This is a genomic window from Stenotrophomonas sp. MYb238, assembly GCF_009496535.1.
Classification (GTDB): Bacteria; Pseudomonadota; Gammaproteobacteria; order Xanthomonadales; family Xanthomonadaceae; genus Stenotrophomonas.
This window is the reverse complement of sequence record NZ_WIDL01000002.1, coordinates 16,030-40,241: the sequence shown is the minus strand read 5'-3', so window position 1 is coordinate 40,241 and position 24,212 is coordinate 16,030. Positions and strand designations below refer to the sequence as shown.

General features: G+C 69.4%; 19 protein-coding genes and 1 pseudogene. 5 read left to right on the top strand and 15 right to left on the bottom strand.

Annotation, left to right across the window (positions count from 1 at the left end; genetic code table 11):
• Nucleotides 1-422: 422 nt before the first annotated feature.
• The 5 genes from CQ393_RS01565 to CQ393_RS01545 all read right to left on the bottom strand — a co-directional run bounded on the left by CQ393_RS01565 (nucleotide 423) and on the right by CQ393_RS01545 (nucleotide 7,585).
• Nucleotides 423-1,853 carry an efflux transporter outer membrane subunit gene (locus tag CQ393_RS01565; protein ID WP_153189880.1) on the bottom strand — a complete coding sequence of 477 codons (1,431 nt, stop codon included), beginning with the start codon at nucleotides 1,851-1,853 and terminating at the stop codon, nucleotides 423-425.
• Entirely contained in the window at nucleotides 1,847-2,581 is a 735-nt protein-coding gene (locus CQ393_RS01560; RefSeq protein WP_153189879.1) for an SDR family oxidoreductase, read from the bottom strand. The genes CQ393_RS01565 and CQ393_RS01560 overlap by 7 nt, the downstream gene beginning before the upstream one ends.
• Before the next feature lie 63 nt (nucleotides 2,582-2,644).
• On the bottom strand, nucleotides 2,645-5,815 hold the full coding sequence (locus CQ393_RS01555) for a multidrug efflux RND transporter permease subunit (RefSeq protein ID WP_153189878.1): 3,171 nt from the start codon (nucleotides 5,813-5,815) through the stop codon (nucleotides 2,645-2,647).
• 109 nt (nucleotides 5,816-5,924) lie between these two features.
• A complete protein-coding gene (locus CQ393_RS01550) occupies nucleotides 5,925-7,145 on the bottom strand; it encodes an efflux RND transporter periplasmic adaptor subunit (protein ID WP_153189877.1) in 1,221 nt (406 codons plus the stop codon).
• A 212-nt stretch (nucleotides 7,146-7,357) separates the two neighbouring features.
• The gene (locus CQ393_RS01545; RefSeq protein WP_153189876.1) at nucleotides 7,358-7,585 is read right to left on the bottom strand and encodes a hypothetical protein; all 228 of its coding nucleotides are present in this window, start codon (nucleotides 7,583-7,585) and stop codon (nucleotides 7,358-7,360) included.
• Between the two features lie 125 nt (nucleotides 7,586-7,710).
• Here CQ393_RS01545 and CQ393_RS01540 point away from each other — a divergent pair.
• Nucleotides 7,711-8,640 (top strand): annotated as a pseudogene (locus CQ393_RS01540) (LysR family transcriptional regulator); the annotation flags it as partial.
• A gap of 160 nt (nucleotides 8,641-8,800) precedes the next feature.
• Here CQ393_RS01540 and CQ393_RS01535 read toward each other — a convergent pair.
• The 3 genes from CQ393_RS01535 to CQ393_RS01525 all read right to left on the bottom strand — a co-directional run bounded on the left by CQ393_RS01535 (nucleotide 8,801) and on the right by CQ393_RS01525 (nucleotide 11,972).
• The gene (locus CQ393_RS01535) at nucleotides 8,801-9,289 is read right to left on the bottom strand and encodes a hypothetical protein (RefSeq protein WP_153189874.1); all 489 of its coding nucleotides are present in this window, start codon (nucleotides 9,287-9,289) and stop codon (nucleotides 8,801-8,803) included.
• Between the two features lie 233 nt (nucleotides 9,290-9,522).
• Nucleotides 9,523-10,899, bottom strand: coding sequence for a metallophosphoesterase family protein (locus CQ393_RS01530; protein ID WP_153189873.1), 1,377 nt, complete (start codon nucleotides 10,897-10,899; stop codon nucleotides 9,523-9,525).
• Complete coding sequence (locus tag CQ393_RS01525) at nucleotides 10,896-11,972, bottom strand: phytase (RefSeq protein ID WP_153189872.1); 1,077 nt, start codon at nucleotides 11,970-11,972, stop codon at nucleotides 10,896-10,898. The genes CQ393_RS01530 and CQ393_RS01525 overlap by 4 nt, the downstream gene beginning before the upstream one ends.
• A 196-nt stretch (nucleotides 11,973-12,168) precedes the next feature.
• Between CQ393_RS01525 and CQ393_RS01520 the strand changes: the two genes are divergently transcribed.
• The 3 genes from CQ393_RS01520 to CQ393_RS01510 all read left to right on the top strand — a co-directional run bounded on the left by CQ393_RS01520 (nucleotide 12,169) and on the right by CQ393_RS01510 (nucleotide 16,117).
• On the top strand, nucleotides 12,169-14,985 hold the full coding sequence (locus CQ393_RS01520; protein ID WP_153189871.1) for a TonB-dependent receptor: 2,817 nt from the start codon (nucleotides 12,169-12,171) through the stop codon (nucleotides 14,983-14,985).
• A 115-nt stretch (nucleotides 14,986-15,100) separates the two neighbouring features.
• On the top strand, nucleotides 15,101-15,733 hold the full coding sequence (gene upp / locus CQ393_RS01515) for a uracil phosphoribosyltransferase (protein ID WP_153189870.1): 633 nt from the start codon (nucleotides 15,101-15,103) through the stop codon (nucleotides 15,731-15,733).
• An 81-nt stretch (nucleotides 15,734-15,814) separates the two neighbouring features.
• Nucleotides 15,815-16,117, top strand: a complete 303-nt coding sequence (locus tag CQ393_RS01510) for a PsiF family protein (protein WP_153189869.1) — start codon at nucleotides 15,815-15,817, stop codon at nucleotides 16,115-16,117.
• Nucleotides 16,118-16,176: 59 nt separating this feature from the next.
• Here the strand turns inward: CQ393_RS01510 and CQ393_RS01505 are convergent, their stop codons facing one another.
• The 7 genes from CQ393_RS01505 to rsmD form a co-directional block, all read right to left on the bottom strand.
• Nucleotides 16,177-17,013 carry an alpha/beta hydrolase gene (locus CQ393_RS01505; protein ID WP_194269546.1) on the bottom strand — a complete coding sequence of 279 codons (837 nt, stop codon included), beginning with the start codon at nucleotides 17,011-17,013 and terminating at the stop codon, nucleotides 16,177-16,179.
• Nucleotides 17,014-17,183: 170 nt separating this feature from the next.
• A complete protein-coding gene (locus tag CQ393_RS01500) occupies nucleotides 17,184-18,074 on the bottom strand; it encodes an MBL fold metallo-hydrolase (RefSeq protein WP_153189867.1) in 891 nt (296 codons plus the stop codon).
• Nucleotides 18,075-18,216: 142 nt separating this feature from the next.
• Nucleotides 18,217-19,959: a gamma-glutamyltransferase gene (gene ggt, locus CQ393_RS01495; protein WP_153189866.1), complete on the bottom strand. Its 1,743-nt coding sequence runs from the start codon at nucleotides 19,957-19,959 to the stop codon at nucleotides 18,217-18,219.
• Nucleotides 19,956-20,240, bottom strand: coding sequence for a YfhL family 4Fe-4S dicluster ferredoxin (locus CQ393_RS01490; RefSeq protein WP_153189865.1), 285 nt, complete (start codon nucleotides 20,238-20,240; stop codon nucleotides 19,956-19,958). Before CQ393_RS01490 ends, ggt begins: the two co-directional genes overlap by 4 nt.
• A gap of 125 nt (nucleotides 20,241-20,365) precedes the next feature.
• The gene (locus CQ393_RS01485) at nucleotides 20,366-20,857 is read right to left on the bottom strand and encodes a hypothetical protein (protein WP_153189864.1); all 492 of its coding nucleotides are present in this window, start codon (nucleotides 20,855-20,857) and stop codon (nucleotides 20,366-20,368) included.
• Between the two features lie 45 nt (nucleotides 20,858-20,902).
• Nucleotides 20,903-21,409, bottom strand: coding sequence for a pantetheine-phosphate adenylyltransferase (coaD, locus tag CQ393_RS01480; protein WP_153189863.1), 507 nt, complete (start codon nucleotides 21,407-21,409; stop codon nucleotides 20,903-20,905).
• Nucleotides 21,406-22,050, bottom strand: a complete 645-nt coding sequence (rsmD, locus tag CQ393_RS01475; protein ID WP_153189862.1) for a 16S rRNA (guanine(966)-N(2))-methyltransferase RsmD — start codon at nucleotides 22,048-22,050, stop codon at nucleotides 21,406-21,408. Before rsmD ends, coaD begins: the two co-directional genes overlap by 4 nt.
• Nucleotides 22,051-22,262: 212 nt before the next feature.
• Here rsmD and htpG point away from each other — a divergent pair, with 212 nt between their 5' ends.
• Nucleotides 22,263-24,161 carry a molecular chaperone HtpG gene (gene htpG / locus CQ393_RS01470; RefSeq protein ID WP_153189861.1) on the top strand — a complete coding sequence of 633 codons (1,899 nt, stop codon included), beginning with the start codon at nucleotides 22,263-22,265 and terminating at the stop codon, nucleotides 24,159-24,161.
• Nucleotides 24,162-24,212 lie beyond the last annotated feature (51 nt).

Here is a 24,212-nt window from a genome sequence, read left to right as displayed (position 1 = left end):
AACGTGCCTGTAGGTGCCGGGCTTGCCCGGCACGAGGCTTACGCGGCCTGATCTGGGCAGATGACAGGGATGGAAAGCGCAAAGAGGCGGCCACCTGGCCGTCTCTTTTCATGCGGGAAAGCCCCATGCGGGGCGAACCCCGCATCTACGGGAATGCGGAGGCTGCGGGAACGCGCCTGTAGGTGCCGGGCTTTCCGGGCACGGGGCTTACGCGGCCTGATCCGGGCAGCTGGCAAAGATGGAAAGCGCATAGAGGCGGCCACCTGGCCGTCTCTTTTCATGCGGGAAAGACCCATGCGGGGCGAACCCCGCATCTACAGAGCAAGGAGGCTGCGGGAACACGCACGTAGATGCCGGGCTTGCCCAGCATGGCTTCACCGGGAAGGCTTCATGCGGGACAAGCCCCACATCTCCCCGGCCACTCAATGCGTATCGACCACCACGACCGACGGCGCCGAGGCTGACGCCTGTCCCCAGCCGCCGAGCGCCTTGTACACCGCCACCACGCTGACGTTGACCTCGGCCTCGGCCGCGGCGAGCGCGTCGTCGGCGGCGAGCTGGTTGCGCTGGGCATCGAGCAGCGCCAGGAAATCGGCGGAGCCCTCGCGGTAGCGGACCTGCGCCAGCGACTCGGCGCGCCGCGCCGCCTGCGCCTGTTCGACCACGATCGCCAGCCGCGCCTGCTGCCGGGCATAGCGCGCCAGCGCGTTCTCCGCGTCTTCCAGCGCCAGCAGCACGGTCTGTTCGTACTCGGCGGCCACGCCATCGGCCTGCGCGCGGCTGGCGCGCAGCCGCGCGCGCACGCTGCCGAAGTCGAACGCCGCCCAGCTCAGCGATGGCGTCAGCGACCAGGCCTTGTTGGCGCCGTTGACCAGCCCGCCGGCATCGCCGCCGAGGAACCCGACGAACCCGGTCAGCGACAGCCGCGGGAACAGGTCGGCCGTGGCCACGCCGACCCGCGCGGTGGCCGCCGCCAGGCGGCGCTCGGCCACGCGCACGTCGGCGCGGCGCCGCAGCAGTTCGGTGGTGTCGCCCAGCGGCAGGGCCCGGGCGAAGGCCGGCACCTCGCGCGGCTGCAGCAGGTCGCCCAGCGTCTCCGGACGCTGCCCCAGCAGTACCGCCAGCCGGTGCCGGTACTGCGCCTGGGCCAGGTCCAGCAGCGGGATCTCGGCCTCGATCGCCTTCAGGCGGGCGCGGCTGCTCTGCACGTCCAGCTCGCTGCCCGCGCCCAGTTCCCAGCGCGTCTCGGTCAGCCGCTGTGTATCGCGCAGGTTGGCCAGGGTGCGCTGGGCCACGGCGATGCGTTTCTGCGTGCCGCGCAGTTCGAAATAATTGCGCGCCACCTCGGCGGCCACGCGCACCTGCGCATCGACCAGGTTGGCCCATTCGGCATCCAGGTCGGCGCGTGCCGCCTCGGCGGCGCGGCGCTGGCGGCCGAACAGGTCCAGTTCCCAGCCGGCGTCGAAACCGAGCTGCCAGGTCTCCGACGACACGCGCTCGCCGCCCTGCGCCAACTCCGGCTGCCGGCGCCGGTCCTGGCTGCCGGCGGCGGTGACGTGCGGCGCCTGGTCCAGCCGGCGCTCGACGAACACCGCCCTCGCCTGCCGCACGCGCGACTGCGCCACCTGCAGGTCCAGGTTGTCCGACAGCGCCGCGTGCATCAGCTGCCCGAGCACCGGGTCGTCGAACTGCGCCCACCAGCCGGCGACGGGCGAGGCGCTGCTGAACACCGCCTGCCCTGCGCCCTGCAGGACCACCGGCGCCTGCGCCGGCGCCTTGTAGTCCGGCCCCACGGTGACGCAGCCGGCCAGCAGCAGGCTGGACAGCGCCGCGACCAATGCGCGCATTACCATGGCAGCACCTCGCCGAGGTGGGTGAAGCTGCCGGTCGGGCCATCGCCGTCGAGCAGCGCCATGCGCACGCTCCCGCGCGCGCCTGTGGCGATGTCGAGGTCGCCGTATTCGTTCATGTCCGTCCTCACCGAGCCCGGATCGACCGCGTTGACCTTGATCGGCGTATCGCGCAGTTCGTAGGCCAGGTGCACCGTCCAGGCGTTGAGCGCGGTCTTGGACGCGTCGTAGGCCGGCACTTTGAAGTCGCGGAACTCGAAACCGGGGTCGCTGTGCAGCGCCAGCGATGCCAGCGAACTGGACAGGTTGACGATGCGCCCCGCCGCGGAGCGGCGCAGCAGCGGCAGGAAGGCCTGGGTGGTCGCCACCACGCCGAACAGGTTGGTGTCGAAGGTCTCGCGCCAGGTATCCAGCGTCTGCGCCGATGGCGCCCGGGACAGGTCGTCGCGGAAGATGCCGGCGTTGTTGACCAGGATGTCCAGCCGGCCGTGGCGCTGTTCGACCTCGCGCACGGCGGCGGCGATGCCGGCCGCATCGGTCACGTCCAGCTGCAGCGCCTCCACCGGCAGGCCCTCGGCCTGCAGTTTCAGCGCCTGTTCCACTGCCGTTTCGCGGCTGCGCCCGGCCAGCAGCGTGTGCACGCCGGCCTGGGCCAGCTGGCGCACGGTCTCCGCGCCGATGCCGCGGGTGGCGCCGGTGACCAGCGCGATCTTGTTCTGATGGGAGTTCATGGATTCATGCCTTGTAAGGGGGAGGCCGCCGCCGGCAGTAACCGGCGGCGACGGAGTTCCATGTCAGTGATGGAGGGTCGGCTCGCCGTGCTGCACCAGCTGGCCACCACCGTTGCGGGTGACGAACTTGCGCAGGGCCACGTAGAACACCGGGGTGAGGAACAGGCCGAACAGGGTCACGCCGAGCATGCCGGCGAACACGGTGATGCCGGTGACGCTGCGCACCTCGGCGCCGGCGCCGTGCGAGAGCACCAGCGGCACGGTGCCGGCGATGAAGGCGATGGAGGTCATCACGATCGGGCGCAGGCGCAGGCGGCAGGCTTCCAGCGCGGATTCGACGATGCCCTTGCCGCCCATCTCCAGTTCGCGGGCGAACTCGACGATCAGGATCGCGTTCTTGCACGCCAGGCCCATCAGCACCACCAGCCCGACCTGCACGAACACGTTGTTGTCGCCGCCGGTCAGCCACACGCCGAACAGCGCCGACAACAGGGTCATCGGCACGATCAGGATCACCGCCAGCGGCAGCGACCAGCTCTCGTACAGCGCCGCCAGCACCAGGAAGGCCAGCAGGATCGCCACCGGGAATACGATGAAGGCGGCCTTGCCCTGGGTGGCCTGCTGGTAGCTCAGGTCGGTCCATTCGGTGGTCATGCCCACCGGCAGCACCTTGCCGGCGATCTCGGTCAGCGTGTTCATCGCTTCGGCCGAGGACAGCACGCGCGGGTCGGCTTCGCCGGCCAGGTCGGCGGCCGGGTAGCCATTGAAGCGCAGCACCGGGTCCGGGCCATAGGTTTCCTTGATCGTGACCATCGAACCGATCGGCACCATCTCGCCGCGGTCGTTGCGGGTACGCAGCCTGCCGATGTCTTCGACGCTCTCGCGGAACGGACCGTCGGCCTGGGCGATCACCTGCCAGGTGCGGCCGAACTGGTTGAAGTCGTTGACGTAGGCCGAACCCAGGTAGGTCTGCAGCGTGTCGAACAGCTCGGTCAGCTGCACGCCCTGCGCCTTGGCCTTCACGCGGTCCACTTCCGCATCCAGCTGCGGCACGTTGGCCTGGTAGCTGGTGATCGGGAAGGCCATGCCCGGGGTCTGCGCGACCGTGCCCTGCATCGTCTGCACCGCGTTCTGCAGCGCGCCGTAGCCGAGGTTGCCGCGGTCCTCGATGAACATCTGGTAGCCGTTGCCGTTGCCCAGGCCCAGGATCGGCGGCGGCATCATCGAGAACGCGAAGCCCTCCTGCAGGCCGGCGATCTTCTGGTTGATCTCGGCATTGATCTGCGCGGCGGTGCGGCCATGGCGCTCGTTGAACGGCTTGAGCGGAATGAACGCCACGCCGGTGTTGGGCGTATTGGTGAACTGCAGCGCGTTCAGGCCGGGGAACGAAATGGTGTGGGCGACGCCATCGGTTTCCTGGGCGATCTTCGCCACCTTGCGCAGCATTTCATCGGTACGCGCGATCGACGAACCTTCCGGCAGCTTGACGCCGGCGATCAGGTACAGCTTGTCCTGGGTCGGGATGAAGCCCGGCGGCACCAGCTTGAAGATCAGGCCGGTACCGACCAGCAGCACCGCGTACACCACGAACACCGCGCCGCGACGGCCGAGGATCTTCGACACGCCACGCTCGTACTTCTCCGAGCTGGACTTGAAGAAGCGGTTGAACGGACGGAAGACCCAGCCGAACAGACGGTCGATGATGCGCGTCGGTGCGTCCTTGGCGGCGTCATGCGGCTTGAGCAGGCGCGCGGCCAGCGCCGGCGACAGGGTCAGCGAATTGATCGCCGAGATCACCGTGGAAATGGCGATGGTCACCGCGAACTGCTTGTAGAACTGGCCGGTGACGCCGGACAGGAAGGCCATCGGCACGAACACCGCGCACAGCACCAGGGCGATGGCGATGATCGGCCCGGACACCTCGCGCATGGCCTGGTGGGCCGCGGCGGTCGGCGACAACCCTTCCTCGATGTTGCGCTCCACGTTCTCCACCACCACGATCGCGTCGTCGACCACGATGCCGATCGCCAGCACCAGGCCGAACAGGCTCAGCGTGTTGATCGAGAAGCCCAGCAGGTACAGCGCGGCGAAGGTACCGACCACCGACACCGGCACCGCGATCAACGGGATGATCGAGGCGCGCCAGGTCTGCAGGAACAGGATCACCACCAGCACCACCAGGGCGATGGCTTCCAGCAGCGTGGAGACCACGGCCTTGATCGAGTCGCGCACGAAGATGGTGGTGTCGTACACCGCCTCGTACTTCACGTCGGCCGGGAAGGTCCTCTGCATCTGCTCCATGCTGCCGATGACCGCGTCGCGGATTTCCAGCGCGTTGGCGCCCGGGGCCTGGAAGATGCCGATGCCCACCGCGTTCTTGCCGTCCAGCTGCGAGCGCAGGGTGTAGTCGCCGGCGCCCAGCTCCAGGCGGGCGACGTCGGACAAACGCACGATCTCGCCATCGCTGCCGCTCTTGAGCACGATGTCGCCGAACTCCTGTTCGCTCTTCAGCCGGCCCTGGGCGTTGATCAGGGTCAGGAACCGGCTGTCGGGCAGCGGTTCGGCGCCCAGCTGGCCGGCCGAGACCTGCACATTCTGCTCGCGCATGGCGCGCACCACGTCGCTGGCGGTCAGGCCGCGCGAGGCGACCTTGTCCGGGTCCAGCCAGGCGCGCATGGCGTAGTCGCCGCCGCCGAAGACCTGCGCGTCGCCCACGCCGGGAATGCGCGCCAGCGCGTCCTTGACGTGCAGGCGCGCGTAGTTGCGCAGGTACAGGGTGTCGTACTTTCCTCCCGGCGAGGTCAGGTGCACCACCATCAGGAAGGTCGGCGACTGCTTCTGGGTGGTCACGCCCTGCCGGCGCACGTCCTCGGGCAGGCGCGCCTGCGCCTGCGCCACGCGGTTCTGCACCTTCACCGCCGCCGCGTCCGGGTCGGTGCCCGGGCGGAAGGTGACGGTCATCTGCAGCACGCCATCGGAGCCGGCCACCGACTTGAGGTACATCATGCCCTCCACGCCGTTGATCGCTTCCTCCAGCGGGGTGGCGACGGTCTCGGCGATGACCTTGGGGTTGGCGCCCGGATACACCGTGCGCACCACCACCGAGGGCGGCACCACTTCGGGGTACTCGCCGATCGGCAGGATCGGGATCGAGATCAGGCCGGCGGCGAAGATCACGATCGACAGCACCGCCGCGAAGATCGGCCTGTCGATGAAGAAACGGGAAAAATCCATTGGGGAAGTCCTTGGAATGGCCGCCGCCGGCATGCAGCCGCCCTGCCCTCGCCCATGCGGGCGAAGGCAATGCGGCCGGCAGGCCACCGGCGTCAGGCGGAAACGTGGCTCAGTTCAACGCGGTGGCATCGCGGCCGACGGTGGCGGCCGCGGCGGACGCGCGCTGCATCGCCACCGCCCTGGCCTGCACCGGCATGCCCGGCATGAACACCTTCTGCACGCCGTCGACGATCACCTTGTCGCCCGGCGCCAGCCCGGCCTCGACGATGCGCAGGCCCTCGGCGCTGCGGCCCAGCGCGACGTCGCGGCGCTGCGCCTTGCCGTCCTTGTCGACCACGTACACGTACTTGCGGTCCTGGTCGGTCAGCACCGCCTTGTCGTCGATCAGCAGGGCGTCGAACTCGCCGCTGCCGAGCAGGCGCACGCGCGCGAACAGGCCCGGCGTGAACTGGCGGTCGCGGTTGTCCAGCAGCGCCCGCACGCGGATGGTGCCGGTGCTGCGCGCGACCTGGTTGTCGAGGAAATCGACCTTTCCCTCGTGCGGGAAATCGTCCTCGCCGCTCAGCGCCACCTTCACCGGCAGCGCCTGGTCGCGCTCGCTCGGGCGCTCGCCGGTGCGCGCCATCCGCGCATAGCGCAGGAAGGTGCCTTCGTCGGCGTCGAAGTACACATGCACGGTGTCCAGCGACACCAGCGTGGTCAGCACGCTGGCGCTGTCGCCGGCGGTGACCAGATTGCCGGCGGTGACCATCGCGCGCCCGGCGCGGCCGTCGATCGGCGCGCGCACCCGTGTGAACTCCAGATTGAGCCGGGCCGCGTCCAGCGCCGCCTGCGCGGCCTGCACCGCGGCGCCGGCCTGGTCGGCCGCGGCGCGGCGCTGCTCGGCGGTCTCGGCGGCGATGGCCTGCTGCTCGGCCAGGCGCCGGGCGCGCTCGGATTCGCTGCGCGCCAGCGTGGCCTGGGTGCGGGCGCGGGCCAGTTCGGCGCGGGCGCGGTCGTATTCGGCCTGGTAACTGCGCGCGTCGATGGTGAACAGGACATCGCCCTTCTTCACCTCCTGGCCTTCGGTGTAGTTGACCCGGTCGATGTAGCCGGACACGCGCGGGCGCAGCTCCACGCTCTGCACCGCCTCGACGCGGCCGCTGAACTCGTCCCACTGGCTGACCTGCTTCACAAGCACCGGCGCGGCGCTGACTTCCGGTGCCGGCGGCGCCCCGGCTTCCTGGGCGTGGCCGCCGCTGCACGCGGCGAGGATGGCGATGGCCAGCGCCGACATGCCGGCCAGGGCAAGGCGTCGCGCGGTTCGGGAGGGGCTGGAGATACCTTTCATGTCATGCGTCCAGGAGGGGAAGAGGTGTGGCAGGGCGGTCGCCGTCCGGGCCATGGCCGGGTGCGGTCCGCAGTGTGCGGTGGGGCTGCTGACAGCCGCTGTCAGCAGCCGGAGGAAACGGAGGCCGGAACCGCGCGGTGGCGCGCGCATCGGCGCAGATGCCGGGAAAACGCCTCCGCCGGCGGGCGGTTCCGGCAGGTCCACTGTCCCGCTCACGGAAATTTTTCTCCCGCAGGCGGGACAAACGCCATGCCAAGGCAGGCCGCCAGACGGGCAAACACCCCAGCGTACCCAGCCGCGGCTGCTGGCATGTGCGCTTCCCGCAAGGCGGCGAAGTGCAGTGGATTCAAGCCGTTGTCGCGCCGGGCACGGCGGTCGGCTTTGGAAAATGCCGGTACGCGGCGCGTCGGCAGGAAAGCGGGAAGGTGGCGCAGGCGCATGGCCGCAGGTCCGTTCTGGTCGGAGGCGGCCAAGTTACGCCCCTAATCCATACTTGATTAGTACGGATTGAAGGGAATAATCGTCCCGTCGCCGGCACAATCCCGTTGCCGCAGGAACCCTCCCCATGGCCAACGATCTCAACGACACCCTGATCTTCGTCAAGGTGGTCGAACAGGGCAGCTTCACCGCCGCCGCGCGCCTGCTCGGACACCCCAAGACCACCGTCAGCCGCAAGGTGCAGGAACTGGAAGAGCGGCTGGGCGCGCGCCTGCTGCACCGGACCACCCGCCGCCTGGGCCTGACCGAGGCCGGCACCGTCTATTACGAACACTGCCAGCGCATCGCCCGCGAGCTCGAGCAGGCCGAGAGCGCGGTCAGCCAGCTGCAGTCCGGGCCGCGCGGCTGGCTGCGCTTCACTGTGCCGTACTCGGTGGGCATCAACTGGATCGCGCCGCTGCTGGGCCAGTTCCAGGCGCAGTACCCGGAAATCCGCGTGGACATGCACCTGGGCAACGAGATGCTGGACCTGATCTCCGGCGAGACCGACCTGGCGCTGCGCATCGGCACCCTGCCCGACTCGAACCTGATCGCGCGCAAGCTCGGCAGCCTGCGCACCCAGGTCTTCGCCAGCCCCGCCTACATCCAGCGCCATGGCGAGCCGCGCCATCCGGACGAGCTGCAGTACCACCGCACGCTGGCGGTGCGCAAACAGCACCAGAGCCAGAACAACCGCTTCGTCTGGTCGCTGGCCGAGGACGGCGGGCAGATGCAGGAATTCCCGGTCAACCCGCTGCTGGTCGCCAACGACACCGCCGCCCTGAACTCGATGCTGGTGGCCGGCGAAGGGCTGATGCTCAGCAGCGACGTGATGGCCAAGCCCTTCATCGAATCGGGCATGCTGCGGCGCGTGCTGGCCGGCTGGACCGGCCCGGACTACGACTTCAGCGCGGTGTTCGCCGGCGGCGGCATGGTCTCGCCCAAGGTGCGCGCCTTCGTCGATTTCCTGGTGGAGAAGCTCAACCTGGACGCCAACTACATGCTGCTGCAGTGCCCCAACGCCAAGCACCTGGTCGACCACGAGCCCTCGTACTGCCAGCGCGGGCTGGAGGTTCCGCAACTGCGCGTGCTCGAGGCGCTCGGCGCCTGAAGCGCGCCCACGCCGCGCAGACGGAAACGGCGGCCGATGGCCGCCGTTTCTCCGTCAGGCGATGGCGTCAGTAGCCGCGGCCATACGGCCACAGCGGCACCACCTGCACTTCCTTGCAGCCGTCGTAGCGGCTGCAGCTGCCGAAGTAGCCGGGCCCGGAGTAACGCTGGCGCGCGTCGCGGTTGTACGGGCTGTTGTAGAAGTCGGGGCGATAGAGATGGCCCGCGCCGTGGTAGCGCAGCGGCGTCCGCGGCGCCGCGAACGGCTGCGCAACGGCCGACGCCACGGTGGCGCCGTCGGTGCCATCGGCACCGGTCACGTAGCCTTCCTGCGGGTCGTAGCGGACCATGCGGTAATAAATGGTCTCGCCGTCCTGCTGCCGGGTGCGCAGCGCCTGCATCGCGCCGTCGGCATGGACGTAGGGCCGGCCGTTTTCGAACACGACCTCGGACGGATTGACCTGTTCCTCTTCCAGCGGCGGTTGCGCCGCCGCGCTTCCTGCCGTCGCGGCCAGCAGCGCCGCGCCCATCACGATCCGGATCCTGCCTGCGCGCATGAGCTTCCTCCCTGGTGGTTGCCCGGCATCGCCTGCGACGCCGGTCGGGCGCCTGCGCCCATCGATGGCGACAGCCATCGAAGTCCATGGGCGACAGGCCGTGTCGGCGCGCGCCCAGCCGGCGCGCGGTCGCGGCGAGTATAGGGGGCCGCGCCGACGGTCGCACCCCCGCAGGCGCGGAAGGTTGATGGTCGTCGCTGCAACCATCCTCGTCCCGCGCGCAATCCGGCCGGTCATTCCCAGCAGCGGTCGTTGCGGCCCTTGGGAGAGGCCGGGCGCAGGCAATCGCGCTGCGGGATGCGGCCATCGCCCAGCTCGCGCAGTTGCCTGCCCTGGCCGTCCCGGATCAATTCGAAGGCATCGTACAGACGGCCGGTCGCGGTGCGCGCCTCGTAACGCAGGCGCTGGCCGTCGATGCGCAGCACCTGGAACAGCTGCGTGTCCTCGGCCACCGGCGCCATGCTTTCCCGCGCCTGCGTCGACAGGCGGTATTGCTTGGCGCCGGCCACCGACACCAGGTACTGCGGCGTGGCGCGCCCGGCCTGCAGCCCGCCGCGCCGGCCGTAGACATGGTCGTGGCCCTGCAGCACCAGATCGACCCGGTGCCGTTCCAGTACCGGCAGCACGTGTTCGCGCAGCAGCGCGTTCTCGCGGTCCTGGCGCGGGGAGAACATCGGCTGGTGGATCAGGGCCAGGTTCCAGGCGGCGCGGCTGTCGCCCAGCACCTGCTCCAGCCAGCGCGCCTGCGCCTGCGCGGTGCCCAGGTCGAGCGCAGAGGTGCCGTCCAGCACCACCACCCGCACGTCCTGGTAGTCGAACCAGTAGCTGGTGCCCTGCGCGCCGGGCGCGCCGTTGCCCGGCAGGGCGAAGGCCAGCGGCCAGTGCGCGCCGAGCACGCGGCGCTCCTGCGGGGTGTCCTCGAACTCCTCGAAGTATTCGTGGTTGCCCGGCGCCGGCGCCACCACCAGCGAGGTCGGCAGCGCGCCCGCCGCCTCGAACCACTCGCCCCATTCGTTGTCGTCCTCGTCGTTGCCGCCGCTGACCAGGTCGCCCGCGTACAGGGCCAGGCGCGCGTCGGGCGCATGCCGCATCGCCTCGCGCACCACCCGCGTGGTCAGGCTGACGTTCTTGTTCTGGGTGTCGCCGAAGTACAGCAGGGTCAGCGGTTCGCCGCTGGCAGGCGCGGTCTGGGTGTGGTGCCAGGCGCTCCAGGTGCGGTCGCCCTGCACGCGCCAGGCATACAGGGTGTCCGCCTGCAGGCCATCGACGACGACGTGGTGCTGCAGCGCCTGGCCGTTTTCGGTGGACTGCGCGTGGCTGCTGGCCACCAGCCGCCGCGGCAGGCCCATGTCGGGCGAATCGCCGGCCACCACGATTTCCAGCAGCGGCGCCGGGACCGTCGCATCGGTCCGCCACGACACCGCGAAGCCGCCGGCGCCCTCCTGCAGCGGCGAGGCGACGATGCGGTCGGGGAAACCGGTGGGCGCATAGCGCACCACCCCGGCCGGCACGCGCGTGTTGGGTTCCACGCCGTCGGCGGCCTGCGCCCCCGCCGCCAACGCGAGCAGCAGCACCGCTCCCCAGCGCACCGCTCCCTGCGCCCGGCTCATCGCACGCACTCCGGCAGCGACAGCGCGTCGCGGATGTCGCGCCAGTCGAAGGCGGCCAGCGCCTGGTCGTCGTGCACCGCGTAGAGCACACCGCCCGGGAAGCGCGCATCGCCCTGCTCGTCCAGCCAGATGCCGTCGGTGTTGGCGGCGACCTTGCCGGCGAACGAGCCCAGATGGCGCAGGCTGGTGCGGTCGAACACATGGAACAGGGTGCGCTGCTTGTACTGGTCGCTGCCGATCCAGTAGCCGGAACCGTCGGCACAGCGCATCAGCGCGATGCCCTCGGCCTGCGCACCGTACACGTCCTGGCCCACGTCGCGGCCGCGGTACCGGCCGTCCAGCCCATATTCGCGCAGGCGGGTGCCGACGTCGGCGTCTTCCTCGGCGATCAGCAGGCGCTGGTTACGCTCGTCGCCCCACAGCGATTCGGTCACGCGGATGGCGCCGGCCCCGGTGGTATCGCCGAAGGTGCCCAGTGCTTCGGCATGCCAGCGCCCCCCCTTCTGCTCCACACGGTAGCGGTGGAAACGGCGGTCCAGCTGCGCCAGCGGCGGCACCGCGCCCTTGCCGCCCTCGCCTTCGTAGTTGTCGCTGACGATGACTTCGTATCCCTGCGGCAGGGCGCGTACCCACAGGCCATAGGGCTTGCGCAGGTCCTCGGCGCCGAACAGCAGCAGCGGCTCGAAGTCCGGCAGCGAGAACAGCTGCACGCGATGGTTGTCGCGCTCCACCACCCAGGCCAGCGCGCCGGTCACCGCGATACCGTTGGGGCGGCGCAGCCGGCCTGCGGCTTCGCCTTCGCCGCCGACGCTGCGCAGCAGGCGGCCATCGTCGCCGTCGTAGACCATCAGCATGCCGGACTTCTTCGCGGTGGCGATCACCTGCAACCGACCCTGCGGATCGCGCCAGCTGGCCGGCGAATCGACGTCGTGCTGCGGCGTGGACGCGCTGACGAAGGCTTCCGGCACCACCACATGCGCGATGGGCGATGCCCTGCCCTTGCCCGCATGCGGGGCGCCCGCACAGCCGCCGCACAACAACACGCCCACCAGGGCCATGCTTCCAAGCTTCATCCGCTTTCCTGCCAGAGCCATTGTCGAAGGGCGCCGAACCTAGCAGCGGAAGATTGCATCGCAATGACCGACGCCATGCCGCATGTGGCGGCATGGCCTTCGTTAAGTTTTTTCATCTTCCAGCAACACTCGCCGACGACAGTGCCGGCACGCCCACGCCACGTGGGACTCCGCTTCCGTCAACGAAACCATCCCCATGAATCTGAGACTTTCCGCTGTCGCCACGGCGATCGCCGCCGCGCTCGCGTTTCCCGCCGCCACCGCCCATGCCGGCTCCGCCGCGGCCGTCACCGCCGAAGGAATGGCCGGCACCGTCATCGGCGTGGTCAAGGAAGCCGCACGCGGCGTGTACCTGGATGGCGCGCGCATCACCCTGGACGGGCGCCAGGTCGCCAGCCAGCGCGACGGCAGCTTCCGCCTCGGCGGCATCGCGCCGGGCCGCTACCAGCTGCACGTGGACTACATCGGCTACCAGCCGCAGGACATCGAGATCGAAGTCGGGGAAGGCCTGGGCCTGCGCGTGGACGTGACCCTGCTCAGCACCACCGCCGACGCCGCTGCGCTGGACCTGGCGCGCATCGACGTGCGCGCCTCGCGCGACGCGCAGGCGATGGCGCTGAACCAGCAGCGCACGTCGATCAACTACACCAACGTGGTCTCGGCCGACCTGCTCGGCCAGTTCCCCGACAACAACATCGCCGAGTCGACCCAGCGCATCCCCGGCGTGTCGATCGAGCGCGACCAGGGCGAAGGCCGCTACGTGACCGTGCGCGGCGCGCCCAAGGAGTTCACCACCGTCACCATCGACGGCGTGCAGATCGCCAATCCCGACGCGGCCAGCCGCGGCGTCGAACTGGACACCATTCCCTCCGACGTGATCGCCGCGCTGGAAGTCACCAAGGCGATCACCCCGGACATGGACGGCGACGCCATCGCCGGCAACATCAACATCCGCACCCAGAGCGCGCTGGACCGCGACGGCATGACCCTGCGCGCCTCGGCCGCGCAGGGCCGCTACCAGCTGGGCGACGGCGACAACGAGCGCTACAACGCCACCTTCGGCCAGCGCTTCGGCGCGCAGAGCAACATCGGCGTACTGGTCTCGGCCTCGTACAGCAGACAGGGCCGTTTCACCGACAACGTCGAGACCACCTACCAGCGCTTCGACGACGGCCGCATCCTGCCCAGCGAAGTGCAGATCAAGGACTACGAGGGCACCCGCACCCGCACCGGCGTCACCGGCCGCTTCGACTACCGCATCGACCCGGGCAACCTGCTGTACTTCGTCGCCTCCGACGCGCGCTTCAAGGACCACGAGTTCCGCGACAACCTGATCATCGGCATGGACCAGCACACCGCGGCGTCCGACGAGATCCACGGCAACGTCCGCGCCACCTTCGACAAGGAACTGCGCGAGCGCACCTACGACAAGAACATCCGCACCTGGAACCTGGGCGGCGAGCACTTCGTCGGCGAGGACTGGAAGCTGGAATGGCAGGCCTCGCAGAGCAGGGCCACCAAGGAGACCAGCCCGCGTGCGCAGTACATCTTCCGCTCCACCGTGCGGCCGAAGATGGACTACGACTACACCGATTCGGATTTCCCGGTGTGGACGGTCAAGGGCCGCGCCGATGCCCCGGCCACCGGCGTGAACCTGCCGGAAAGCTGGTTCGGGTTCCGCCGGCTCAACGACCGTTACGAGTACGGCGAAGAGAAGGAAAACGGCTTCCGCGTGGACCTCACCGGCGACCAGCACCTGCTCGGCGACAGCGGCAGCCTCAAGTTCGGCCTGCGCGCACGGCTGCGCGACAAGTCCTTCGACGACGAACGTTACCGCAACGACACGGCCGCCGACTTCGCCAGGCTCGGCATCGGCATGTCGGACATGCTGTGCGATTCGCAGTCCAACAACTTCGGCTACTTCAACGCCGGCCGCCGCTTCTGCCGCGACATTTTCAGCAGGTACGCCGGCTCGCTGCTCGACAGCGCCAACAACAAGCGGCTGATCCCCGACTCGATCACCGGCGACTACCGCGCCAGCGAAGACGTTTACGCCGGCTACGCGCGCATGGACGCGAACTGGGACAAGCTGACCATGGTTACCGGCCTGCGCTACGAGCGCACCCGTGCCGAAGGCGACGCCAGCCAGTTCAACACCGACACCAGGCAGATCCAGCCCACCCACGCCAGCCGCGATTACGGCAAGCTGCTGCCGAGCCTGCACTTCCGCTACGAACTCGATGCCGACAGCATCCTGCGCGCCTCCTACTCGACCGCGCTGAACCGCCCGGACTTCATGCACACCGCGCCGTACCGCACCCTGGGCGAACTGGAAACCTCGGCGGTGGCCGAGGGCAACCCGGACGTCAAGGCCGCCTACGCGCACAACCTGGACCTGTCCTGGGAGCGCTACCTGCGCCCGCTGGGCCTGGTGTCGGTGGCCGCGTTCTACAAGCGCATCAACGACCCGCTGTTCGTCGCCACCCACAGTGAGAGCATCGGCAACGGCCTCAGCCGCCAGGTCACCCGCCCGGAGAACGGCAGCAGCGGCCAGGTGCACGGCCTGGAACTGGCCTGGCAGCAGACCTTCGATTTCCTGCCGGCGCCGCTGGACGGCTTCGGCGTATACGGCAACTACACCTGGGCCAAGTCGCGCGCGGACCTGCCGTTCGGCAAAGGCAGCACCGAGCTGCCGGGCACCTCGCGCACCAACTACAACCTGGCGCTGACCTACGACAAGCATGGCCTGAACGCGCGCCTGGCCTACAACTACCGTTCCAGGTTCATCCAGTCCTTCGACGTGGACTCGCCGGAACTGAACATCTACTGGGACGAGCGCGCCAGCCTCGATTTCTCGGCCAGCTACGCCCTCAACCGCAACTGGCGCCTGTTCGCCGAGGTCAACAACATCAACGACAGCAAGCAGGTCCGCTTCCAGGGCAAGCGCAGCCGGGTACTGGAAATGGAAGGCTTCGGCCGCTCGTGGCTGGGCGGCGTCCGCTACGAGTTCTGATGCGGTGGAGGCCCCGCCTGCCGGCGCAGCTCGCCGGCAGGCGGGGCCGTCGCGGGGTCGGGCGCTGGACGGCGTACCTTAAACTGTCCGCCGTTTCCCTCTCCGAGCCGCTCCCATGCCCGTCGTCGAAGTCCGCCATCCCCTCGTCCAGCACAAGATCGGCCTGATGCGGCAGGCCTCGCTCAGCACCAAGGAGTTCCGCGAGCTGACCGACGAACTGGGCAGCCTGCTCGCCTACGAGGCCACCGCCGACCTGGAGACCGAGCCCTGCACGATGGAAGGCTGGGCCGGGCCGGTCACGGTGCAGCGCATCGCCGGCGCCAAGATCACTCTGGTGCCGATCCTGCGCGCCGGGCTGGGCATGCTCAACGGCGTGCTGTCGCTGATCCCGGCCGCGCGCGTGAGCGTGGTCGGCCTGCAGCGCGACGAGGAAACCCTGCAGCCGGTGCCCTACTTCGAGCGCCTGACCGGCCGCCTGGAAGAGCGCGACGCGCTGATCCTCGACCCCATGCTGGCCACCGGCGGCACCTTGATCGCCACCCTCGACATGCTCAAGCGCGCCGGCGCGCGTCGCATCAAGGGCATCTTCCTGGTCGCCGCGCCCGAGGGCCTGCGCGCGGTCGAAGCCGCGCACCCGGACGTGGAGATCTACACCGCCGCCATCGACGAGCGCCTCAACGACAAGGGCTACATCCTGCCCGGCCTGGGCGATGCCGGCGACCGCATCTTCGGCACCCGCATGCATTGAAGAAGCCGCATCGCGGCTTCACGGCGGCTTGCTCCCGGGCAGGGTGATGCTTGCGTCCGTCATCCACCCAGGAGCCGCGCCATGTACCGTCCCGCCCTGCTTGCCTGCCTGCTGTTGGCTGCCGCCCTGCCGTCCGTGGCCGGCGCCGGCACTCCCACCCCGCAACAACAACGCATGGCCGAGTGCTCGGCCAAGAACAAGGGCCTCAAGGGCGAGGCCTACAAGGACGCCCAGCGCACCTGCCTCGGCGCCCATCCCGCGTCCGCCACGGCCGTGGCCACGCCGCAGCAGCGCATGACCCGGTGCAATGCCGATGCCTCGGCCAGGCACCTGAGCGGCGATGCCCGCAAGACCTTCATGAGCGACTGCCTGCGCACCCATTGACGGCGGATGCGCCGCGGAGCGGATCGCCAGCGATCCGCTCCGCATCGATGGTCATTGCGTCAACGACGCAGCCAGTGTTCGCCCGCCGCTGCCGGCGCGTCCAGCAGTTGCCGCGCCCGCTCGTCGCCCAGCAGTTCGGCCTGCAGGAACGCGGTGCCCAGTTGCCGGGCGCGTTCGAACAGCGATTCGGGTTCCCCGCCGATCAGGTTGTGCCCGCCGCCGGCCAGCACCACCGCGCGCTTGTCGCCCGCCGGCGCAGTCTGCACCGGATACAGGTGGTCGGCCGGATCGGTGACGAAGCCCGGCACCCGGTCCTCGTCGCCGGTCACCAGCAGCATCGGCACCGCCAGCGACGCATACGACGCCGGCCCGATCAGCCCCGGAATCCGGCCCGGCGAGGAAAAGCCCAGCACCGCCACCACGCCGGAATCGCGCAGCGGCCCGAGGTCGGCCAGGGCTCCGCCCTGCACCGCCGAGATCAGCGTGCCCAGGCTGTGCCCTGCCGCCGCCACCGGCAGGCCCGGCCAGCGCGTGCGGGCGTAGGCGCTGGTGGCGCGCATGTCGGCCAGGCGTTCGCCGAAACCCTGCTGCAGCGAGAACTTCTCCCGCTCCGGATACCTGACCGAATCCACGTGCAGCGGCGCCAGCACGACGAAGCCGGCATCGGCCCAGGTCTGCAGCAGGCGGTCGTAGCGCTCCGGCCAGGCGCCATGACCGCTGGAGAACAGCACCACGCCGCGCGCCTGCGCCGGTTCCCAGATGGCCAGCGTGGTGGCGCGTTCGGGCGATACCTGCAGCGGCACCGTGGCGCCGGGGGCGGCGAAGGCATGCTGGGCCAGGGCCAGCGAGGCCAGCGCCAGAGCGAACAGCCCGCGAAGGAAAGAACGTTTTTTCATGGCGCATATCCCTGCGCGCCACCCTTGGGGCGGCTTCGCCGTGGAAAACTGCTGTCCTGCTGTTTTTTTCATGACCGGTTCCGCGTTGGAAGACGGGACCAGTCTGCCGAACGCGGCCGCAGCCGGCAGGAGCCTGCGGTCACCCCTGCGGGGTGCCGGAAGTCACTTCTTCAGGCCGCCAGCGAACGCGCGCGCAGTTCGGCGACCTCGTGGGCGACGCCGAACCGGCCCTTCTCGTCGCGCGTCACCTGCGCCATCGCGCACTGCGGGTCGTGGGTGAAGAACAGATGCACGTTGCGGGCGAGCTTGTCCTCGAGGAAGGCGCGCTTCTCGTCGATCAGCAGCTCCGCGTTGCGGTCGTAGCCCATGGTGATCGGTACGTGCACCCAGGAACGGCCCGGGATCAGGTCGGCGCAGAACACCAGGCCGCCGTGCGGCCGGCCATCGATGCGCTCGGGGCCGACGATCTCGGCCAGCATCAGCCCCGGCGTATGGCCGTCGCTGAAGCTGAAACGCACCGACTCGCCCAGCGCCTGCGAATGCGCGCCGGAGACGATTTCCAGGCGGCCGCTGGCTTCCAGCAGGCCCGGCAGTTCCGGGATGAAGCTGGCGCGGTCGCGCGGATGCGGATGGCGCGCGCGCTGCCAGTGCGCGGCGCCGACCACGAAGGTCGCGTTGGGAAACAGGAGCTCCGGCGCGCGGCCTTCCGACCAGGGCGCCAGCAGGCCGCCAGCGTGGTCGAAATGCAGGTGGCTGAGCACCACCACGTCGATGTCCTCGTGCTCGAAGCCGGCTTCGCGCAGCGAATCGATCAGGATGTGGCGCGGCTCCTGCACGCCGTAGCGCTCGCGCAGCTTCGGCTCGAAGAACGCGCCGATGCCGGTCTCGAACAGCACCGTCTTGCCGCCGAGCGGGCTGGCCAGCAGCGCCCGGCAGGCCAGCTCGATGCGGTTCAGGTCATCGGCAGGCGTCCATTTTTCCCACAGGGCCTTGGGCGCGTTGCCGAACATCGCCCCACCGTCCAGCTTCTGGCTGTTGCCACGGATCGACCATAGTTTCATGTGAAAAATTCTACCCACGCCGCGTTAAATATTCGCAAGGCGCGGCGCGCCCCTCCGGACGTCCGGTCCGCACCCGCCGGAAACGCCGAACCCCGCCATGACGGCGGGGTTCGCGGGTGGATCGCACCGGTGGAGGCAGGGCTCAGTCGCCCTTCCCCGTCTTGCGCACCTCGGCGCTGCCGACCGGGTTGCGCGGATCGCTGCCGCCGCTGAGGGTGTTGCTGCGCCGGTCCCATTCCACCGTCTGCAGGTTGCCCCAGACATGGCTGGAACCGCGCCCGCCGGCGGCGCTTTCGCCGGGCAGGTCGACCTTGTGGCCCATCGCCTGCAGCTGCCTGGCCACTTCCGGGGTGAACGCGCCGCTCTCGGCCGAGATCTCGTCCGGCAACCACTGGTGGTGGTAGCGCGGCAGCGCCGCGACCTGTTGCGCGTCCAGGCCGGCGTCGTAGCCGAGGATGCCCAGCAGCACCATGGTGATGATGCGGCTGCCGCCCGGGGTGCCGATCACGATGACCTTGTCGCCGTTCTCCATGAAGGTCGGCGTCATCGAGCTGAGCATGCGCTTGCCCGGTTTCGGCGCGTTGGCCTCGTAGCCCATCACGCCGAAGGCGTTGGGCGTGCCCGGCTTGAGCGCGAAATCGTCCATCTCGTTGTTGAGCAGCACGCCGGTGCCGGCCGGGATGAAGCCCGAGCCGTACAGCAGGTTCACCGTCTGGGTGCCGCCGACGCGGTTGCCCTCGCCGTCGATGATCGAGAAATGCGTGGTCTCGTCGTCTTCCAGCGGCGTCGGGTTGCCCGACAGCAGGTCGCTGGGCGTGGCCTTGTCCGGGTGGATCGTCGCGCGCAGGCCCTGGGCGTAGTCGCGGCTGGTCAGCACCTTCTGCGGGATCTGCACGAAATCCGGATCGCCGAGGAAGAAGGTACGGTCCCGGTAGGCGCGGCGCATCGCTTCCACCACCAGGTGGGTGCGGTGCGCGTCGTCCAGCATGGCCAGGTCCCAGCCTTCCAGGATCTGCAGCATCGACGCCAGCGCGATGCCGCCGGAGGACGGCGGCGGCGCGGTGGTGATCTTCCAGCCGCGGTAGTCGAACACGATCGGCTCGCGCGCCTTGACCGTGTAGCCGGCCAGTTCCTCGGCGGTCCACTGGCCGCCGGCCTTCTTCACCCCGGCCAGCAGCTTCTTGGCGGTCTCGCCGCGGTAGAAGCCGTCGAAACCCTTGTCGGCCAGCAGCCGCAGCGTATGCGCCAGTTCCGGCTGCCTGAAGATGTCGCCCTCGGCGATGGGCCGGCCGTTGCGCAGATAGACCTCGCGCGTACCGGGGTAACGCTCCATCACCTCGCGCCGCGCCGCGTAGCCGCGCGCCATGCGCGCGTAGACCGGGAAACCCTCGCTGGCGATGCGGATGGCCGGGGCCAGCGATTCGGACAGCGGCAGGCGGCCGTGCTCGCGCGCGACCTGCACCAGCATCGCCGGCAGGCCGGGGATGCCGGCCGACCACGGCCCGTTGACCGAGCGGTCGCGGTCCAGTTCGCCGTTCTTGTCGAGGAAGCGTTCCGGGGTGGCCGACGCCGGCGAGGTCTCGCGCGCGTCGAGCATCACGTCCTTGCCGGTGCGCGCGTCGTGCAGCATGAACAGGCCGCCACCGCCCAGGCCGGAGCTGATCGGCTCGACCACTGCCAGCGTCGAGGACACCGCCACGGCGGCGTCGAACGCATTGCCGCCCCTGGCCAGGATTTCCATGCCGGCCTTGGTCGCCAGTTCGTGGCCGCTGGCGATCGCCGCGCCGTCGGGGTGCGCGGCCAGCGCCTGCGGCGCGTCGGCCGCCCACGCCGCCGGTGCCAGCACCAGCGCAAACAACAGGAAGGAACGCGCGAAACGTTTCATGCCGAGGGGGTCTCCGGTTCGTACAGTTCGGGATGGTCGCGCTGCAGCGCGTGCAGCTTGGCCAGCAGCTGGTCGTGGGTCTCGGGAATGTCCGGGTCCGGGTCGATGCATTCGACCGGGCACACCACCACGCATTGCGGCTCGTCGAAATGGCCTATGCATTCGGTGCAGCGGGCCGGATCGATCACGTAGATCGTCTCGCCCATCGAGATTGCCTTGTTCGGGCAGGCGGGCTCGCAGACGTCGCAGTTGACGCAGAGCTCATTGATTTTCAGCGACATGGAACGGCTCCATGCCCGCGCTTGCCGACGGCAGGCCGGGGGCGCGTGGCGCCACCGGCTCCATGCGGCCCGTCACCGGGCCGGCAGCGGCCGGGCATGCGCGCGCACGCCCGGCCAGACACGGGTCACTTGGCTTCAACGAAGATGTAGTCGGCGCCGGTCGGCTGCACGATGGTCTGCACGCGGGCGTTGTCGGCGGCATCGCCGATGAACACCACGCGCACGCCCTTCATCGAGTCGGCCTGCACGCCCTTGAACGCGGTTTCGATCAGGTCGGCCATCTTCGACGAGGCCGAGGAACCGAAGGCCAGCATGTTGCCCGGCGACACGCCGCGGCCGATGGCGGCGGTGGCGCTTTCGACCTGGCGCTCGTACTTGGCGGCGAACTCCGGATCGGACTCCGGCACCAGGTAGTACAGGAACGGGTTGTTGGTGATGTTGCCCATGTTCTGCACGGCCACGGCCTGCAGGTACTTGCGCCAGCCGGCGTCGTCGTCCTTGGCCGGCGCGACCAGCGCCTGCTGCGCCTCGGCGACCGGCGCGGCTTCTTCCTTCTTGCAGGCGGTGAAGCCCAGCACCAGCGAAGCGGCAAGCATCACGCGCATCGTGTTCTTCATGGATCGTCTCCCTCTCTTGGATTCGTTACGGCTGTATGGGATGGGTCAGGCGCCCGCGCGGGATTGCCGGGCCTTGCGCAGCGCTTCCAGCACCGTGGCCGGCACGAAGCCGGACACGTCGCCGCCCAGCCGGGCGATTTCGCGCACCAGCGATGAGGAAATGAAGCTGTGCTGTTCGGACGGGGTCAGGAACAGGGTCTCGACCTCCGGGATCAGGTGGCGGTTCATGCTCGCCATCTGGAACTCGTACTCGAAATCGGACACCGCGCGCAGGCCGCGCAGCAGCACGCCGGCATGCACCGACCGCACGAAATGCGCCAGCAGGGTGTCGAAACCGACCACCTCGACGTTGCCGTGGCGCGCCAGCGCCTCGCGCGCCAGGTCCACGCGCAGTTCCAGCGGCAGCGTCGGCCCCTTGGACGGGCTCTGCGCCACGCCCACCACGATCTTCTCGAACAGCGGCGCGGCCCGGTGCACCAGGTCGATGTGACCGTTGGTGATCGGGTCGAACGTGCCCGGATAGACGGCGATGCGGGGGTTGGACGAGGTCATGCGGCGGGAGTCGCGTTCAGGTCGCCGTGGAGTGTAGCAGCGGCGCGCCGGTACAGGGCATAGCCGACGTCGCGGGTGCCGCCTTCGCGGTGCAGGCTCCAGCCGTCCGGCGGCGACGGCGTCGCGCCCGCGGGCGCTTCCACGTACAACCACGCATCGGCGGCCACGTGCCGCGGCAACCGTCCGAGCGCCTGCGCCCACAGGTCCGCGGCGAACGGCGGATCCATGAACACGATGTCGGCCTGCGTCGGCGTGGCGGTTTCCAGCCAGTGCAGCGCGTCGCCGGCGACGACCTGCACCTGCGCGCCCGCGTCCAGCCGCCCGACCACGCCGCGCAGCGCCGCCGCCAGCGCCGGATCGCGTTCGACCAGCAGCGCCGAGGCCGCGCCGCGCGACACCGCCTCCAGCCCCAGCGCGCCGCTGCCGGCGAACAGGTCGAGCACGCGCGCGCCGGGCAGTTTCGGCATCAGCCAGTTGAACAGGGTCTCGCGCACCCGGTCGCTGGTCGGGCGCAGGCCGTCCAGCGACGGCACCTGCAGGCGCGTATTGCGCCAGCGCCCGCCGATGATGCGCACCTGCCCCGTCCCGCTTTGCGCGGGCGGCCGTGAGGCGGAACCTGAAGACCGGGGAGGACGGGACATGCGCAGGCAGGACAGGACGGGCCGGCATGATAAGCCCAACCCACGCTCCGGTAGGAGCGCACCTTGGTGCGCGAGTGGCTTTCATGGTGAAGCCCCATCGCGCACCAAGGTGCGCTCCTACGCGCGGAATCTTGAAATCCGCGCCCCCGCCCATACCCCGGTAGCCATCGGCCGCCCTGCGGCCCCGGCAACCCTACGGAGCGAACCCGACGATGACCGCCCAAGCCCACAAGGAAACCCGCGGTTTCCAGACCGAGGTGAAGCAGCTGCTGCACCTGATGATCCACTCGCTGTACTCGAACAAGGAAATCTTCCTGCGCGAGCTGGTCTCCAATGCCGCCGATGCCGCCGACAAGCTGCGCTTCGAGGCACTGACCCGGCCGGAACTGCTCGAAGGCGACGGCACGTTGCGCATCCGCATCGAGGCCGACCCGGCCGCGCGCACCCTGACCATCGACGACAACGGCATCGGCCTGAGCCGCGAGGAGGCTGTCGCGCACCTGGGCACCATCGCCAAGTCGGGCACCGCCGACTTCCTGAAGAACCTGTCCGGCGACCAGAAAAAGGACGCCAACCTGATCGGCCAGTTCGGCGTGGGCTTCTATTCGGCCTTCATCGTCGCCGACCAGGTGGACGTCTACAGCCGCCGCGCCGGCCTGCCGGCCAGCGAGGGCGTGCACTGGTCCTCGCGCGGCGAAGGCGAGTTCGAGGTCGAAACCATCGACAAGCCCGGGCGCGGCACCCGCATCGTGCTGCACCTGAAGGAAGGCGAGGACAGTTTCGCCGACGGCTGGAAGCTGCGCAGTCTGGTGAAGAAGTACTCCGACCACATCGGCCTGCCGATCGAACTGCGCAAGGAAGCCGAGGGCGAAGAGCAGCCGGCCGCGCCGGAGTGGGAAGCCGTCAACAAGGCCAACGCGCTGTGGACGCGCCCCCGGTCCGAAGTCACCGACGCCGAATACAACGAGTTCTACAAGCACATCGCCCACGACTTCACCGACCCGCTGGCCTGGAGCCACAACAAGGTCGAGGGCAAGCTGGAATACACCTCGCTGCTGTACACGCCCGGCCGCGCGCCGTTCGACCTGTACCACCGCGACGCCGCCAAGGGCCTGAAGCTGTACGTGCAACGCGTCTTCATCATGGACCAGGCCGAGCAGTTCCTGCCGCTGTACCTGCGTTTCATCAAGGGCGTGGTCGATTCGTCCGACCTGCCGCTGAACGTCTCGCGCGAGATCCTGCAGTCCGGCCCGGTGATCGACTCGATGAAGTCGGCGCTGACCAAACGCGCGCTGGACATGCTGGAAAAGCTGGCCAAGGACAAGCCCGAAGACTACCAGCGGTTCTGGAAGGAATTCGGCCAGGTGCTCAAGGAAGGCCCGGCCGAGGACTTCAACAACCGCGAAAAGATCGCCGGCCTGCTGCGTTTCGCCTCCACCCATGGCGGCGACGGCGAGCAGAACGTGGCGCTGGCCGACTACATCGGCCGCATGGTCGAGGGACAGGACAAAATCTATTACCTCACCGGCGAGAGCCATCTGCAGGTCAAGGACAGCCCGCACCTGGAAGTGTTCCGCAAGAAGGGCATCGAAGTGCTGCTGATGACCGACCGCATCGACGAGTGGCTGATGAACTACCTGCACGAGTTCGATGGCAAGTCGTTCGTGGACGTGGCCCGCGGCGACCTGGACCTGGGCACGCTGGATTCGGAGGAAGAGAAGAAGGCGCAGGAAGAGACCGCCAAGGCCAAGGAAGGGCTGGCCGCGCGCATCAAGACCGCGCTGGGCGAGGACGTGGCCGAAGTGCGCGTGTCCCACCGCCTGACCGATTCGCCGGCGATCCTGGCCATCGGCGAACAGGACCTGGGCCTGCAGATGCGGCAGATCCTGGAAGCCAGCGGGCAGAAGGTGCCCGAGAGCCGGCCGGTGTTCGAGTTCAACCCGGCGCATCCGCTGATCGAGAAACTCGACGCCGAGCCGGACATGGACCGCTTCGACGACCTGGCGCGCGTGCTGTTCGACCAGGCCGCGCTGGCCGCCGGCGACGGCCTGAAGGACCCGGCCGCCTACGTGCGCCGGCTCAACAAGCTGCTGCTGGAACTGTCGGCCTGAGAGCACGCCTCCTTCCACGGGAGGAGGCTTCTCGTAGGAGCGGCTTCAGCC

Bases quoted from the DNA above. Each gene is read 5' to 3' on its own strand.
- CQ393_RS01525 (WP_153189872.1), bottom strand. From the start codon at position 11,972: ATGAAGCTTGGAAGCATGGCCCTGGTGGGCGTGTTGTTGTGCGGCGGC.
- coaD (WP_153189863.1), bottom strand. From the start codon at position 21,409: ATGACCTCGTCCAACCCCCGCATCGCCGTCTATCCGGGCACGTTCGAC.
- CQ393_RS01505 (WP_194269546.1), bottom strand. From the start codon at position 17,013: ATGAAAAAACGTTCTTTCCTTCGCGGGCTGTTCGCTCTGGCGCTGGCC.
- CQ393_RS01530 (WP_153189873.1), bottom strand. From the start codon at position 10,899: ATGAGCCGGGCGCAGGGAGCGGTGCGCTGGGGAGCGGTGCTGCTGCTC.
- upp (WP_153189870.1), top strand. From the start codon at position 15,101: ATGCCCGTCGTCGAAGTCCGCCATCCCCTCGTCCAGCACAAGATCGGC.
- CQ393_RS01565 (WP_153189880.1), bottom strand. From the start codon at position 1,853: ATGGTAATGCGCGCATTGGTCGCGGCGCTGTCCAGCCTGCTGCTGGCC.
- CQ393_RS01560 (WP_153189879.1), bottom strand. From the start codon at position 2,581: ATGAACTCCCATCAGAACAAGATCGCGCTGGTCACCGGCGCCACCCGC.
- CQ393_RS01520 (WP_153189871.1), top strand. From the start codon at position 12,169: ATGAATCTGAGACTTTCCGCTGTCGCCACGGCGATCGCCGCCGCGCTC.
- CQ393_RS01545 (WP_153189876.1), bottom strand. From the start codon at position 7,585: ATGCGCCTGCGCCACCTTCCCGCTTTCCTGCCGACGCGCCGCGTACCG.
- ggt (WP_153189866.1), bottom strand. From the start codon at position 19,959: ATGAAACGTTTCGCGCGTTCCTTCCTGTTGTTTGCGCTGGTGCTGGCA.
- CQ393_RS01510 (WP_153189869.1), top strand. From the start codon at position 15,815: ATGTACCGTCCCGCCCTGCTTGCCTGCCTGCTGTTGGCTGCCGCCCTG.
- CQ393_RS01555 (WP_153189878.1), bottom strand. From the start codon at position 5,815: ATGGATTTTTCCCGTTTCTTCATCGACAGGCCGATCTTCGCGGCGGTG.
- CQ393_RS01535 (WP_153189874.1), bottom strand. From the start codon at position 9,289: ATGCGCGCAGGCAGGATCCGGATCGTGATGGGCGCGGCGCTGCTGGCC.
- rsmD (WP_153189862.1), bottom strand. From the start codon at position 22,050: ATGTCCCGTCCTCCCCGGTCTTCAGGTTCCGCCTCACGGCCGCCCGCG.
- CQ393_RS01490 (WP_153189865.1), bottom strand. From the start codon at position 20,240: ATGTCGCTGAAAATCAATGAGCTCTGCGTCAACTGCGACGTCTGCGAG.
- CQ393_RS01550 (WP_153189877.1), bottom strand. From the start codon at position 7,145: ATGAAAGGTATCTCCAGCCCCTCCCGAACCGCGCGACGCCTTGCCCTG.
- CQ393_RS01485 (WP_153189864.1), bottom strand. From the start codon at position 20,857: ATGAAGAACACGATGCGCGTGATGCTTGCCGCTTCGCTGGTGCTGGGC.
- CQ393_RS01500 (WP_153189867.1), bottom strand. From the start codon at position 18,074: ATGAAACTATGGTCGATCCGTGGCAACAGCCAGAAGCTGGACGGTGGG.
- htpG (WP_153189861.1), top strand. From the start codon at position 22,263: ATGACCGCCCAAGCCCACAAGGAAACCCGCGGTTTCCAGACCGAGGTG.